Source organism: Pseudomonas sp. KH_017 (genome assembly GCF_057840285.1).
Genome location: NZ_CM174509.1, coordinates 5,215,705 through 5,230,581 on the forward strand (window position 1 = coordinate 5,215,705; position 14,877 = coordinate 5,230,581).

Annotated in this window: 11 protein-coding genes; 6 read left to right on the top strand and 5 right to left on the bottom strand. The window is 60.6% G+C overall.

The window, feature by feature from the left end:
* Positions 1-67 precede the first annotated feature (67 nt).
* A complete protein-coding gene (locus tag AC3IT6_RS23705; protein WP_489353198.1) occupies positions 68-2,176 on the bottom strand; it encodes a molybdopterin oxidoreductase family protein in 2,109 nt (702 codons plus the stop codon).
* A 561-nt stretch (positions 2,177-2,737) separates the two neighbouring features.
* Here AC3IT6_RS23705 and argF point away from each other — a divergent pair.
* Together argF and AC3IT6_RS23715 are read left to right on the top strand one after the other, a co-directional pair.
* Positions 2,738-3,658 (top strand): ornithine carbamoyltransferase, encoded by a 921-nt coding sequence (gene argF, locus AC3IT6_RS23710; RefSeq protein WP_032829900.1) that lies wholly within the window; start codon positions 2,738-2,740, stop codon positions 3,656-3,658.
* Positions 3,655-4,764 (top strand): ABC transporter ATP-binding protein, encoded by a 1,110-nt coding sequence (locus AC3IT6_RS23715; RefSeq protein WP_223447885.1) that lies wholly within the window; start codon positions 3,655-3,657, stop codon positions 4,762-4,764. The genes argF and AC3IT6_RS23715 overlap by 4 nt, the downstream gene beginning before the upstream one ends.
* Positions 4,765-4,880: 116 nt before the next feature.
* Here AC3IT6_RS23715 and AC3IT6_RS23720 read toward each other — a convergent pair whose 3' ends face one another.
* Both AC3IT6_RS23720 and ybaK read right to left on the bottom strand, forming a co-directional pair.
* Entirely contained in the window at positions 4,881-5,663 is a 783-nt protein-coding gene (locus AC3IT6_RS23720; RefSeq protein ID WP_223447886.1) for a PhzF family phenazine biosynthesis protein, read from the bottom strand.
* Positions 5,664-5,769: 106 nt separating this feature from the next.
* Complete coding sequence (gene ybaK, locus AC3IT6_RS23725) at positions 5,770-6,240, bottom strand: Cys-tRNA(Pro) deacylase (protein WP_489353202.1); 471 nt, start codon at positions 6,238-6,240, stop codon at positions 5,770-5,772.
* 348 nt (positions 6,241-6,588) lie between these two features.
* Here ybaK and AC3IT6_RS23730 point away from each other — a divergent pair, with 348 nt between their 5' ends.
* From AC3IT6_RS23730 to glpD, 4 genes are all read left to right on the top strand, one after another.
* Positions 6,589-7,440 carry an MIP/aquaporin family protein gene (locus AC3IT6_RS23730; RefSeq protein WP_150726859.1) on the top strand — a complete coding sequence of 284 codons (852 nt, stop codon included), beginning with the start codon at positions 6,589-6,591 and terminating at the stop codon, positions 7,438-7,440.
* 68 nt (positions 7,441-7,508) lie between these two features.
* The gene (gene glpK / locus AC3IT6_RS23735; protein ID WP_489353204.1) at positions 7,509-9,014 is read left to right on the top strand and encodes a glycerol kinase GlpK; all 1,506 of its coding nucleotides are present in this window, start codon (positions 7,509-7,511) and stop codon (positions 9,012-9,014) included.
* Positions 9,015-9,109: 95 nt separating this feature from the next.
* Positions 9,110-9,865 carry a DeoR/GlpR family transcriptional regulator gene (locus AC3IT6_RS23740; RefSeq protein ID WP_046042004.1) on the top strand — a complete coding sequence of 252 codons (756 nt, stop codon included), beginning with the start codon at positions 9,110-9,112 and terminating at the stop codon, positions 9,863-9,865.
* Between the two features lie 294 nt (positions 9,866-10,159).
* A complete protein-coding gene (gene glpD / locus AC3IT6_RS23745) occupies positions 10,160-11,698 on the top strand; it encodes a glycerol-3-phosphate dehydrogenase (RefSeq protein WP_489353206.1) in 1,539 nt (512 codons plus the stop codon).
* A gap of 67 nt (positions 11,699-11,765) precedes the next feature.
* On the opposite strand, the gene AC3IT6_RS23750 is transcribed toward glpD, so the two are convergent.
* Entirely contained in the window at positions 11,766-12,872 is a 1,107-nt protein-coding gene (locus tag AC3IT6_RS23750) for an NADH:flavin oxidoreductase/NADH oxidase (protein WP_095943823.1), read from the bottom strand.
* 279 nt (positions 12,873-13,151) lie between these two features.
* Entirely contained in the window at positions 13,152-14,861 is a 1,710-nt protein-coding gene (recJ, locus tag AC3IT6_RS23755; protein ID WP_489353208.1) for a single-stranded-DNA-specific exonuclease RecJ, read from the bottom strand.
* Positions 14,862-14,877: the final 16 nt, after the last annotated feature.

Consider the following 14,877-nt stretch of genomic DNA (forward strand, 5'->3'; position numbering starts at 1 on the left):
GGGTCGGCACGGTGGCGCATTGTAACGGAAAGCCGAGCACCCTGCTCGGTCTCTCCGTCTGACTGATTCAAGCCGCCGCCACGGTCACCGGCACGCCATTGAGCGCGGCATTTCCCGACAGTTCGTCAATCTGGCGTTCGTCGGTCAGGTCGTTGGCGCTCGAGCCTGGCTGGCTGCTGGCAATCGTCATTTGCACGCCCGGCCGCGCGTGACCCCAGCCGTGAGGCAGGCTGACCACGCCTTTCATCATGTCCAGACTGCCAAGCACTTCGACTTCGATCACCCCCACCCGCGAGCTGACCCGAACGCGCTGCCCGTCACTGAGCCCGCGACTGGCCAGATCGTCCGGATGCATCAGCAACTGGTGACGCGGCTTGCCTTTCACCAACCGATGATAGTTATGCATCCATGAGTTGTTGCTGCGGACATGCCGGCGGCCAATCATCAACAACTCGTCGGCGGCCGGCGCCTGCAAGGCTGCGAAGCGCGCCAGGTCAGCGAGAATCGCGGCCGGGGCGGCCTGGATGCGTTGATTGGCAGTCTTCAGGCGTGGTGCCAGGTTAGGCTTGAGCGATCCCAGATCGACGCCATGGGGATGATCGAACAAAGTCGCCAGCGACAGCTTGTGCTCTGAATTGTCGCCGTACATTCCCATGCGCAGGCCGCGATCGATCATTTGCGCAGGAGCGATGGTGGGCTTCAGCTCTTTGCCGGTCCTGGCGGCAAATGCTCTGGCCAGGCCGACGAAAATTTCCCAGTCGTGCAATGCACCTTCGGGCTTGGCAAGGATGGCGCGGTTGAAACGGCTGACGTTGCGCACTGCAAACAGATTGAACGTGGTGTCGTAATGGTCGTTTTCCAGCGCCGATGTCGACGGCAGGATCAGGTCGGCGTAACGCGTGGTTTCATTGATGTACAGGTCGATACTGACCATGAACTCCAGCCCGTCCAGCGCCTGCTCAAGCTTTCGGCCATTGGGCGTGGACAGCACCGGATTGCCAGCCACGGTGATCAACGCGCGGACTTGACCCTCCCCTTCAGTGAGCATCTCTTCGGCCAGCGCCGAGACAGGTAGTTCTCCGGCGTACTCCGGGCGCCCGGAAACCCGGCTCTGCCACAGATTGAAATGCCCGCCCGAAGTCGTTGCCACCAGATCCACCGCCGGTTCCGTACACAAGGCACCACCCACGCGATCGAGATTGCCGGTGACCAGATTGATCAACTGCACCACCCAGTGGCACAGCGTACCGAAGGCCTGGGTCGAAACGCCCATGCGGCCATAGCAGACTGCACTCGGTGCCGCGGCGAAGTCTCGCGCCAATTGGCGGATCTGTTCGGCCGGCACGGCGCACAACGGGCTCATGGCCTCGGCGGTGAACGGCGCGACGGCCTCCCGTACTTCCTCCAGGCCGTCCACCGGCAGATGGCTGTCGCGGGTCAGACCTTCAGCGAACAAGGTATTGAGCATGCCGAACAACAGCGCGGCATCACCACCCGGGCGCACGAACAGATGCTGATCGGCAATCGCCGCCGTCTCACTACGGCGCGGATCGACCACCACCACTTTGCCGCCCCTGGCCTGTATCGCCTTCAAGCGTTTTTCCACATCCGGCACGGTCATGATGCTGCCGTTTGAAGCCAGCGGGTTGCCGCCCAGGATCAGCATGAAATCGGTGTGATCGATGTCCGGGATCGGCAGCAGCAAACCATGGCCGTACATCAAATGACTGGTCAGGTGATGGGGCAATTGATCGACCGAGGTCGCGGAAAACCGGTTGCGGGTTTTCAACAGGCCGAGGAAGTAATTGCTGTGGGTCATCAGCCCGTAATTGTGCACGCTCGGGTTACCCTGATAGACCGCCACGGCGTTTTGCCCGTGACGCTCCTGAATGGCGGCGAGGCGTTCGGTGACCAGATTGAATGCCGCTTCCCACTCGATGGGCTGCCACTCATTGCCCACCCGCTGCATCGGCTGATGCAGACGATCCGGATCGTTCTGAATGTCTTGCAGGGCCACCGCCTTGGGGCAGATGTGCCCACGGCTGAACGTATCCTGGGGGTCGCCCTTGATCGAAGTGATCTGGACGTTACCGCCTTCGACCCTGGTGGTTTCGATGGTCAGGCCACAGATGGCTTCGCACAAATGGCACGCACGGTGATGGAGAGTCTTGGTCATGGCCAGTTTCTGTCTTGTCATGGGCGGGCAGCGTTGGCCGCGGAAACAAAACTATGGCGCCAGACCCGACAGCGCGCCAGCGACGTTCGTCTTGTGAATCGAGGGTTATCAGGCCAGCCGATGGCCGCCGGAGTTCAATTCGAAGGCAGCCTGGGCGGCGCCTGCAAGTGGATTTCCTGAAGGCTTTCAATCGGCCCGAGGGGGCCCTGCACGTCGGTCAGTTCGACGATCCGTCGAGCCCGGCGCTGATGAATGACAGGTCAGAAACCGACTGTCAGCGCACCATTGCCGCCCAGCCTGATTGCCAAGCCCCGAGAGGCCGGTGTACAAATGAACCGTTGCTATCAGGAAACAGGCTTCAAAAGCGCTACCTCGGTGAACCCGTAGCACCTCTGAAACTCCCTAAAAACTGTAGCCCTATTGGTAAGACGCGACATTTAATTATAAGATCGCGCCTTCCCCTATTTCGTCGCCCCGTGCGGCTTACGCCGCAGGTCTCGCCCGTTGTTCCGTTAAACAAGGCTTTGAGCATCTGCGGTTTGTAGCAAAAGGTAGTCAATGATGAGCGCAAGGCACTTTCTCTCCCTGATGGATTGCACGCCCGAAGAGCTGGTCAGCGTGATCCGTCGAGGCGTTGAGCTCAAGGACCTGCGTAACCGCGGCGTACTGTTCGAGCCTCTGAAAAACCGCGTCCTGGGGATGATTTTCGAGAAGTCCTCGACCCGTACCCGGATCTCCTTCGAGGCCGGCATGATCCAGCTCGGCGGCCAGGCGATCTTCCTGTCGCCCCGTGACACCCAACTGGGCCGTGGCGAGCCGATCGGCGACGCCGCCATTGTCATGTCGAGCATGCTCGATGCTGTAATGATCCGTACGTTTTCCCACAGCACTTTGACCGAATTCGCCGCCAATTCGCGCGTTCCGCTGATCAATGGCCTGTCCGACGACCTGCACCCTTGCCAGTTGCTGGCGGACATGCAGACCTTCCTCGAACACCGCGGCTCCATCCAGGGCAAGACCGTGGCCTGGATCGGCGACGGCAACAACATGTGCAACAGCTATATAGAGGCGGCGATCCAGTTCGACTTCCAGTTGCGCGTTGCCTGCCCTGAAGGCTACGAACCCAACCCGGTGTTCCTGGCCAAGGCCGGCGATCGGGTTACTATCGTTCGCGATCCGAAGGAAGCCGTGCGTGGTGCACACCTGGTGAGCACCGACGTCTGGACCTCCATGGGCCAGGAAGAGGAAACCGCCAAGCGTCTGCAACTGTTCGCACCGTACCAGGTCAACCGCGCCCTGCTCGATCTGGCTGCTGAAGACGTACTGTTCATGCACTGCCTGCCGGCGCACCGTGGTGAGGAAATCAGCGTCGACCTGCTCGACGACCCGCGCTCGGTGGCCTGGGATCAAGCCGAAAACCGTCTGCACGCGCAAAAGGCCTTGCTCGAATTCCTCGTTCCGCCTTCGTACCACCACGCATGAGCCAGCCATTACTGCTCAACCTGCGCAACCTCGCCTGCGGCTATCAAGACCAACGCGTAGTGCAGAACCTCAACCTGCACCTGAACGCAGGCGACATTGGTTGCCTGCTGGGCTCTTCAGGCTGCGGCAAGACCACCACCCTGCGGGCGATTGCCGGTTTCGAACCGGTACACGAAGGCGAAATCCAGCTGGCTGGCGAAACCATCTCCAGCGCCGGTTTCACCCTCGCTCCGGAGAAACGTCGCATCGGCATGGTGTTCCAGGACTACGCCCTGTTTCCGCATTTGAGCGTGGCCGACAACATCGCCTTCGGCATTCGCAAGCATCCGCAAAAGGATCGCGTGACCGAAGAGTTGCTGGAACTGGTCAACCTGAAGAACCTCGGCAAGCGTTTCCCCCACGAGCTTTCCGGTGGTCAGCAGCAACGTGTCGCCCTGGCCCGCGCCTTGGCGCCGGAACCGCAACTGCTGTTGCTCGACGAACCGTTCTCCAACCTCGATGGCGAATTGCGCCGCAAGCTCAGCCATGAAGTACGCGACATCCTCAAGGCCCGTGGCACCAGCGCGATCCTGGTGACTCACGACCAGGAAGAGGCCTTCGCGGTCAGCGACCACGTTGGGGTGTTCAAGGAAGGTCGCCTGGAACAGTGGGATACGCCCTACAACCTGTATCACGAACCGCTGACCCCCTTCGTGGCGAGTTTCATCGGCCAGGGCTATTTCATTCGCGGCCAGTTGAGCAGCCCCGAATCGGTGCAGACCGAGCTGGGTGAGCTACGCGGCAATCGGGCCTACACCTGGCCGGTAGGCGGCGCCGTGGACGTACTGCTGCGCCCGGACGATATCGTCTATGCGCCGGACAGCGCACTGAAGGCGCGAATTGCCGGCAAGACGTTCCTCGGTGCATCGACCCTGTATCGCTTGCAACTGCCGACAGGCGCACAACTGGAATCGATTTTCCCGAGCCATGTCGATCGTCAGGTTGGGGCGGATGTGGGTATTCGTGTCGCGGCTGAACACCTGGTGTTGTTCCAGGCGTCAGGCAGCACGGCGGCGCAGATTCCGGCGGCTGAATCCGGTGTCCGGCGTTACAGCACCGCTAACTGACAAACATGGATTAAATGTGGGAGCGGGCTTGCTCGCGAAGGCGGAGTGTCAGTCGATGATGATGTTAACTGACTGTCCGCCTTCGCGAGCAAGCCCGCTCCCACACTGGATTTGCGTCAACCCAACATCAGCGTTCCACTCGCCACGAGCGTCGCGTTCCCACCGATCTTCACCCGATCGCCTTCCAGTCGACAGAACAATTCCCCACCCCGCGCCGAACGCTGAAAAGCCGTCAGGCTCGACTTGCCCAAACGCTTTGACCAGTACGGAATCAGAAGACAATGGGTCGATCCGGTCACCGGGTCTTCATTGATGCCGATTGCCGGGGCGAAGTAGCGGGAAACGAAATCGTGCTGCTCGCCCCGCGCCGTCACGATGGCGCCCAACCATGGCAGTTTCGCCAGGGCCACCATGTCCGGCTTGCAGTCGAGCACGGCTTGCTCCGACTCCAGCACCACGAACAGCTCATTCGAAGCCAGTACCTCGACAGCCTTCACGCCCAGTGCACGCTCGATGTCCGAGATCACGTTCACCGGCGACGCAGTGATCGCCGGGAAGTCCAGCCACAGGCCTGCGCCCTCCCGCGTCACGCTCAACGGGCCGGACTTGCAGGTGAAGTCCAGTCGTTCGACGGGCTCTTTATAGATCTCAAACAGCACATAGGCGCTAGCCAGCGTTGCGTGACCACACAATGGCACCTCGGTGGTCGGCGTAAACCAGCGGATGTGCCAGCCCTGCCCTTCACGTACGACAAACGCCGTTTCGGCGAGGTTGTGTTCGGCGGCAATCTTTTGCATCAACTCATCGGCGAGCCAGGTATCGAGCCGATAGACCATCGCCGGATTACCGCTGAATGGTTGATTGCTGAACGCGTCGACCTGATGAAACTCCAGTTGCATAACCTTCTCCCTTTGTCAGACCGCTGAGCATGCCGCGCTGGCCCAGCCGGCGCCAGTGACAGAGCAGGCTGATTTTCACCATACAGCGCTACACCTGCTTCGACGCTCACGCACGGCCGATATCGGCAAACCTGGCCTGGGTGTGTTCGGCCAGCACCGCCGGTGCCAGTTCGACTTCCAGCCCACGTCGGCCCGCACTGACAAAAATGCTGGCGAAGGGCTGGGCCGAATTATCAATGAAGGTACGCAAACGCTTTTTCTGCCCCAGCGGACTGATCCCGCCCAACAGATAGCCAGTGGAGCGCTGCGCTGCCGCCGGGTCGGCCATTTCGACCTTCTTCACGCCCGCGGCGTGGGCCAGCCCTTTCAAGTCCAGGCTGCCGACAACCGGCACCACGGCCACCAGCAACTCGCCCTTTTCGCTGGCCGCCAGCAAGGTCTTGAACACCCGGGCCGGATCGAGCCCGAGTTTTTCCGCCGCTTCCAACCCGTAGGAGGCGGCCTTGGGGTCATGTTCGTAACTGTGTACGCGATGTTCGGCCCGAACCTTTTTCAACAAATCCAATGCGGGGGTCATGACAGCTCCAGACTGGGCGGCAGAAGAAAAATACTGCGCCCGATTCTAGGACATTGATCGTTAAAAGGCTCTACGGCGGCGCATCCATAACGCCAATGCCTGGCCATCCCATTGCGCAATGACTCACTCATTCATGCAACGAATGGTTTTTTTGTGACCGATGGTTCACTTTCGACCTTTGACAGCAGCGTTTCTTGTCTATATTTTTTCGTTTCTGAAACTGTACGAAACGTCCTACCGCTGCACCCAGCAGTAAACCGCGACCAGGATGGGGATCCTGCCTCGGCGAAAACCGCGCTCCGACCATGATGGGAAAAGCGCCAGACAACAAAAAAAATTGAGGTTTCAATGACAACTGCTTTACAACAACCGTCGCTCTCGAGCCAATGCATGGCCGAGTTTCTGGGTACAGCGCTGCTGATCTTTTTTGGTACAGGTTGTGTTGCCGCGCTCAAGGTCGCGGGTGCCAGCTTTGGCTTGTGGGAAATCAGCGTTATCTGGGGTGTCGGCGTCAGCATGGCGATCTACCTCACCGCCGGAGTTTCCGGTGCGCATCTGAACCCTGCCGTCAGCATTGCCCTGAGCATTTTCGCGGACTTCGAAAAACGTAAATTGCCTTTCTACGTACTCGCCCAGGTGGCGGGGGCCTTCTGTGGAGCGCTGTTGGTCTACACCCTCTACAGCAATCTATTTTTCGAATTCGAACAAACGCACCACATGGTTCGCGGCACCCAGGCCAGCCTTGAATTGGCCTCCGTGTTCTCCACCTTCCCGAATCCTGTGCTGACCACCGCCCAGGCATTTCTGGTCGAGGTGATCATTACGGCCATCCTGATGGGCGTGATCATGTCCCTGACCGATGACAACAATGGCCTGCCCAAAGGCCCGTTGGCACCGCTGCTGATCGGCCTGCTGATTGCGGTGATCGGCAGTTCGATGGGACCGCTGACCGGTTTTGCCATGAACCCTGCGCGGGACTTCGGTCCTAAACTGATGACTTTCTTCGCTGGCTGGGGTGAAATTTCCTTCACCGGCGGACGCGATATTCCGTATTTCCTGATTCCTGTTTTTGCACCGATTGTCGGTGCCTGCCTCGGTGCTGCAGCCTATCGTGGGTTGATTGCCCGCCATCTGCCCAGCGCCGTACCTGCTACAAAGGATGCAACAGCTGCCATTGACGGCAAACCCAGAACTTCTTGATACCGTTGGCGCGTGCCCTTTGATCGCGCGCCAGACCTCACTCCCTTATTTCGTCCAAGGCAATCGACATGACCGACACACAGAATAAGAACTACATCATTGCCCTCGATCAGGGTACGACCAGCTCCCGCGCGATCATTTTCGACCGCGACGCGAACGTGGTCTGCACCGCCCAACGGGAGTTCGCCCAGCATTACCCGCAAGCCGGCTGGGTCGAACACGATCCGATGGAAATCTTCGCCACCCAAAGCGCCGTGATGGTCGAGGCCCTGGCGCAAGCCGGCCTGCACCACGACCAGGTAGCAGCCATCGGTATCACCAACCAGCGCGAAACCACCGTAGTCTGGGACAAGAACACCGGTCGCCCGATCTACAACGCCATCGTCTGGCAGTGCCGACGCAGCACCGAGATCTGCCAGCAACTCAAGCGCGATGGCCACGAGCAATACATCAGCGACACCACCGGCCTGGTCACCGACCCGTATTTCTCCGGCACCAAGCTCAAGTGGATCCTCGACAACGTCGAAGGCAGCCGCGAACGCGCGCGCAACGGCGAACTGCTGTTCGGCACCGTCGACAGCTGGCTGATCTGGAAATTTACCGGCGGCAAGGTGCATGTCACCGACTACACCAACGCTTCGCGCACCATGCTCTTCAACATCCACACCCTGGAGTGGGACGCGAAGATGCTGGAGGTGCTGGATATTCCGCGCGAAATGCTGCCGGAAGTTAAATCGTCCTCGGAAATTTATGGCCGTACCAAAAGCGGCATCGCCATCGGCGGCATCGCTGGCGACCAGCAAGCCGCCTTGTTCGGCCAGATGTGCGTCGAGCCAGGCCAGGCGAAAAACACCTACGGTACTGGCTGCTTCCTGCTGATGAACACCGGCGACAAGGCCGTGAAGTCCCAGCACGGCATGCTCACCACCATCGCTTGCGGCCCACGTGGCGAAGTGGCCTACGCTCTCGAAGGCGCGGTATTCAACGGTGGCTCTACCGTGCAGTGGCTGCGTGACGAACTGAAGATCATCAACGACGCCCACGACACCGAATACTTCGCCAACAAGGTCAAGGACAGCAACGGCGTGTACCTGGTGCCGGCCTTCACCGGTCTTGGCGCTCCCTACTGGGACCCGTACGCCCGTGGCGCACTGTTCGGCCTGACCCGCGGCGTCCGCGTGGATCACATCATTCGTGCCGCACTGGAGTCGATTGCCTACCAGACCCGCGACGTGCTCGACGCCATGCAGCAGGATTCCGGCGAACGCCTCAAGGCCCTGCGCGTGGATGGCGGCGCGGTGGCGAACAATTTCCTCATGCAGTTCCAGGCCGACATCCTCGGTACGCAGGTCGAGCGCCCGCAAATGCGCGAAACCACGGCACTGGGCGCGGCTTACCTGGCAGGCCTGGCCTGCGGCTTCTGGGGCAGCCTGGAAGAGTTGCGCGGCAAGGCCGTGATTGAGCGCAAGTTCGATCCGACGCTGGATGAAACGGCGAAGGAAAAACTCTACGCAGGGTGGAAAAAAGCGGTCAGCCGCACCCGTAATTGGGCGGCTGAAGACGAAGCTGAATAAGCGAACTCCAGTCCCCGTATCTGTATGTAACTGGTCGGGAGCAGATTCCTGCGGCATCATGGGCAAATTTTGCACGGCAGCCCAAAGGACGCCCCATGAATCTGCCTCCCCGTCAGCAGCAAATCCTCGAACTGGTCCGCGAACGCGGTTATGTCAGCATCGAGGAAATGGCCACGCTGTTCGTAGTTACCCCGCAGACCATTCGCCGCGACATCAATCAGCTCGCGGAAGCCAATTTGTTGCGTCGCTACCACGGCGGCGCGGCTTACGACTCCAGCGTTGAAAACACCGCCTACGCCATGCGCGCCGATCAGATGCGCGATGAGAAACAGCGTATCGGCGAAGCCATTGCCGCGCAGATTCCCGACCATGCCTCGTTGTTCATCAACATCGGCACGACCACCGAGTCCATAGCCCGGGCACTACTCAATCACAATCACCTGAAGATCATCACCAACAACCTGCACGTCGCCTCCATGCTCAGCGCCAAGGACGACTTCGACGTGCTGCTGACCGGTGGCAACGTACGGCGTGACGGCGGTGTGGTCGGTCAGGCCAGTGTCGACTTCATCAATCAGTTCAAGGTCGACTTCGCCCTGGTCGGCATCAGCGGCATCGATGAAGACGGCAGTCTGCTGGACTTCGACTATCAGGAAGTGCGGGTATCCCAGGCGATCATTGCCAATGCCCGACAAGTGATCCTCGCGGCCGACTCCAGCAAGTTCGGGCGCAACGCCATGATTCGCCTGGGGCCGATCAGCCTGGTCGATTGCCTGGTCACCGATCAGCAGCCTTCCCCGGCGCTGGCGCAGCTGTTGAACCAGCACAAGGTTCGGCTGGAAGTCGTTTAACCCCACCATCTCCAGTGCCTACACTGGCGCTATCGCGGGCAAGCCCGCTCCCACAGGTCCCGTGTGATCCTTGTGGGAGCGGGCTTGCCCGCGAAGGCGATCGCACATACAGCATCCCTCTTGCGCCATAACGCGCGTCAAAATGTTCGAAAATTTTCCTTTAGCGGCCCTTCGATGAGTATTTTCAATCGAAGCTGACTGGCTGTACGCGTCTTTATGGGCTAGTATTTTCGCAAATGAACATTAATGTTCGAATTCAAATACAGAACATCAAATAATTCCGAGGCCGTGCCGATGCCCACTTCCACCTTGCCTACGCCCCCTCTCGCCGAGGTCTACGATATCGCCGTCATCGGTGGCGGGATCAATGGCGTGGGGATCGCAGCGGATGCCGCCGGCCGTGGTCTCTCGGTGTTCCTTTGTGAAAAGGATGACCTGGCCAGCCATACCTCGTCGGCCAGCAGCAAGCTGATTCACGGCGGCTTGCGCTACCTCGAACATTACGAATTCCGCCTGGTGCGTGAAGCCCTGGCCGAACGTGAAGTGCTGTTGGCCAAGGCTCCGCACATCGTCAAGCAAATGCGTTTCGTGTTGCCGCACCGCCCGCACCTGCGCCCGGCGTGGATGATCCGCGCCGGTCTGTTCCTCTATGACAACCTGGGCAAGCGCGAGCAACTGCAAGGTTCGAAAAGCCTGAAGTTCGGCCCCGACAGCGCGCTCAAAAGCGAGATCACCAAAGGTTTCGAATACTCCGATTGCTGGGTCGACGACGCCCGCCTGGTGGTGTTGAACGCCATGGCCGCCCGGGAAAAAGGCGCTCACGTTCACACCCAGACCCGCTGCGTCAGCGCACGCCGCGCCAAGGGCCTGTGGCACCTGCACCTGGAACGCGCCGATGGCAGCCTGTTTTCGATCCGCGCCAAGGCATTGGTGAATGCGGCCGGGCCATGGGTCGCCAAGTTCATTCGCGATGACTTGAAGATGGAATCGCCATACGGCATCCGCCTGATCCAGGGCAGCCATCTGATCGTGCCGAAATTGTACGAAGGCGAACACGCGCACATCCTGCAAAACGAAGATCAGCGCATCGTGTTCACCATTCCGTACCTGAATCACTTCACCCTGATCGGCACCACTGACCGCGAGTACACCGGCGATCCGGCGAAAGTGGCAATTACCGACGGCGAAACCGATTACCTGTTGAACGTGGTCAACGCCCATTTCAAGAAGCAAATCGGCCGCGACGACATCCTGCACAGCTATTCCGGTGTGCGCCCGCTGTGCAACGACGAGTCCGACAACCCGTCGGCCGTGACCCGCGATTACACCCTGGCGCTGTCTGGCACTGGCGAAGAAGCTCCGTTGCTGTCGGTGTTCGGCGGCAAGCTCACCACCTATCGCAAACTGGCCGAGTCGGCGCTGGCGCAACTGGCACCGTACTTCAAGCACATCAAGCCAAGCTGGACCGCCAGCGCCACGCTGCCGGGCGGTGAAGACATGACCACTCCGCAAGCCTTGAGCTCGCGTATCCGCGACAAATTCGACTGGCTACCGAGCGAGATCGCGCGCCGCTGGGCCACCACCTACGGCAGCCGCACCTGGCGCATGCTCGAAGGCGTACAGGACCTCAGCGATATGGGCGAGCACATCGGCGGCGGTCTCTACACCCGTGAAGTCGACTATCTGTGCAGCGAAGAATGGGCCACCAGCGCCCACGACATCCTCTGGCGTCGCAGCAAACTCGGCTTGTTCACGACGGCGGCCGAACAGGAAAAGCTCAAGGGCTACCTGAACCAGGTCGAACAGAACCGCAGCAAGATCGAAGCGGCCTGATCGGTCACCGGCATAAACAAAAGCCCCTGAATCTCACGATTCAGGGGCTTTTTCTTATCGATGGATTTCAGTCGCGCAAATCCGATTCATGAATCGGCTGCTCACGGTGAGTCGCCCGCTGATACTGCGCCGGCCACACGGCCTTGTGCCCTCCCAGATCGTCATCCGCGTGCAGCGCCCAGTACGGATCGCGCAACAACTCACGAGCGAGGAAGATGATGTCCGCCTGACAGGTGCGCAGGATGTGCTCGGCCTGGGCCGGCTCGGTGATCATGCCGACTGTGCCAGTGGCCATGCCCGACTCCTTGCGCACACGCTCGGCGAAGCGGGTCTGGTAACCCGGCCCTGTGGGAATCTCGGCATTCACCGCCGTCCCGCCCGACGAGACGTCGATCAGGTCGACCCCCAGGGCTTTGAGGCGGCGTGCCAGCTCCACCGTTTCATCGGGGTTCCAGCCGTCTTCCACCCAGTCGGTGGCCGAGACCCGGACAAACACCGGCAACTCTTCAGGCCATACCGCACGCACCGCTTCGGTAACCTGCAGCACCAGCCGAATACGATTTTCGAACGAACCGCCATATTGATCGCGACGCTGATTGCTCAACGGCGACAGGAACTGATGCAGCAGGTAACCATGGGCCGCGTGCACTTCGACCACTTTGAAACCGGCCGTCAGTGAGCGCTTTGCCGCATCGACAAAAGCCTGGATGACCTTGGCGATCTCGCCGTCATCGAGTTGTCTGGGTTGGGTGTGCTGTGGATCGAATGCAATCGGTGAAGGTCCGACCGGCACCCAGCCGCCCTCCTCGGGCTTGACGCTGCCATGTTTGCCGAGCCACGGCCGGTAGGTGCTGGCCTTGCGCCCGGCATGGGCCAGCTGAATGCCGGCAACGGCTCCCTGGGCGGTGATGAAGCGGGTGATGCGTTGCAGGGGTTCGATCTGTTCGTCATTCCACAGACCGAGGTCCTCGGCCGTGATACGCCCGTCGGCGGTGACCGCCGTGGCTTCGGTAAACACCAGCCCGGCCCCGCCGACAGCGCGGCTGCCGAGGTGGACCAGATGCCAGTCATTGGCCAGGCCATCGGCACTGGAGTACTGGCACATCGGCGATACCGCGATGCGGTTGGGCAGGGTCAATTGGCGAAGGGTAAAGGGTTCAAGCAGCAGACTCATGGGGCACCTCTCGAATCAGTGGGCAGGCTCCAGGTTCTGTTTGAATAGTCGACGAGTGACAGGAAAAAGGTACAACACCCGCCCCCGCGGGCAAAAAATTCGACAAGACGTCACAAGGCCAAAATCAAGCAGTGTTTAGAGCCTAGTCGACATCGAGGGATGTCGCCCCCTTGTAGGAGCGAGCTCGCTCGCGATGGACGACAGGACACCGCGGGGTATCAGGTTCCCAGCGCCATCGTTCACGTCCATCGCGAGCGAGCTCGCTCCTACAGGGGGGGGTCAACGCGGTTCGATGTGGGCAATCATCAGTTGAACCGTCTCATTGCCACGAAACTCGTTGAGGTCGAGCTTGTAGGCCAATTCCACCCACTTGATGGTCGGATTCGGCCAGATGTCGCGGTCGATCCCGAAGGCAATACCGTCGAGTTTCACCGAACCACATTCACTTTTGAGCACGACTTTAAGGTGCCGTTCGCCAACGACGCGCTGCTCGACCAACTGGAACACCCCATGAAACAACGGTTCCGGGAAGTGCTGCCCCCAAGGGCCGGCATGCCGCAGGGCACGGGCCAGTTCCAGGTGGAACTCCTCCACCGCCAGGGTACCGTCCGACAACAGGCGGCCAGTCAGGTCTTCTTCGCGCATCTGCCGGCGCACTTCAGTGTCAAAGGCTTCGGCGAACAAAGGGAAATTCGCTTCCGGCAGCGTCAGGCCGGCTGCCATCGCGTGGCCACCATATTTGGTGATCAGATTCGGATGCTGCGCCGCCACCACACTCAAGGCGTCGCGGATGTGAAAGCCCTGGACCGAACGCCCCGAGCCCTTGAGCAGGCCATCCCCGGCATCGGCAAAGGCGATGGTCGGGCGGAAATAGCGTTCTTTCATCCGTGACGCGAGGATACCGATGACACCCTGGTGCCACTCGGGATCGAACAGGCACAAGCCGAACGGCATCGACTCCACCGGCAGATCCTTGAGCTGCGCCAGCGCTTCACGCTGCATGCCTTGCTCGATGGACTTGCGATCCTGGTTCATGCCATCCAGTTGCGCCGCCATCTCCCGGGCCAGACCTGCGTCTTCGGTCAGCAGGCATTCGATGCCCAGGCTCATGTCGTCCAGGCGCCCTGCGGCGTTCAGGCGCGGGCCGACAATGAACCCCAGATCGGTGGAGGTGATGCGCGCATGATCGCGCTTGGCCACTTCGAGGATCGCCTTGATCCCCGGCCGGGCACGTCCGGCGCGAATCCGTTCCAGGCCCTGATGCACCAGAATCCGGTTGTTGGCATCCAGCGGCACCACGTCGGCCACGCTGCCCAGGGCCACCAGATCGAGCAGTTCACCGATATTCGGCTGCGGCTTGCGTGTGTACCAGCCCAGCTCGCGCAACCGCGCACGCAGGGCCATCAGCACATAGAAAATCACCCCGACACCGGCCAGCGCCTTGCTCGGAAACTCGCAACCGGGCTGGTTCGGATTGACGATGGCATCGGCCAATGGCAGCTCGTCACCGGGCAAGTGGTGGTCGGTGACGAGTACCTTGAGCCCGGCCTTTTTCGCCGCTGCCACGCCTTCGACGCTGGAGATGCCGTTGTCGACGGTGATCAGCAAATGCGGCTGACGCTCAAGCGCCACTGCGACGATTTCCGGTGTCAGGCCATAGCCATAATCGAATCGGTTGGGCACCAGGTAATCGACATGTGCCGCACCCAGCAAACGCAGGCCCAGCGTGCCTACGGTGCTGGCCGTCGCGCCGTCGGCATCGAAGTCGCCGACGATCAGAATGCGCTGGCGCTGTTCGAGCGCAATCACCAGCAAATCCACCGCCGCATCGATGCCCTTGAGTTGCTGGAACGGAATCAACCGCGCCAGGCTCTTGTCCAGTTCCGCCTCGGACAGCACGCCCCGAGCCGCGTACAGGCGGGTCAACAGCGGCGGAATATCACCGAGGAATGGCAGGGTGTCGGGCAGCAGGCGAGGTTCGATGCGCATGGGGTGACGGGAGCTT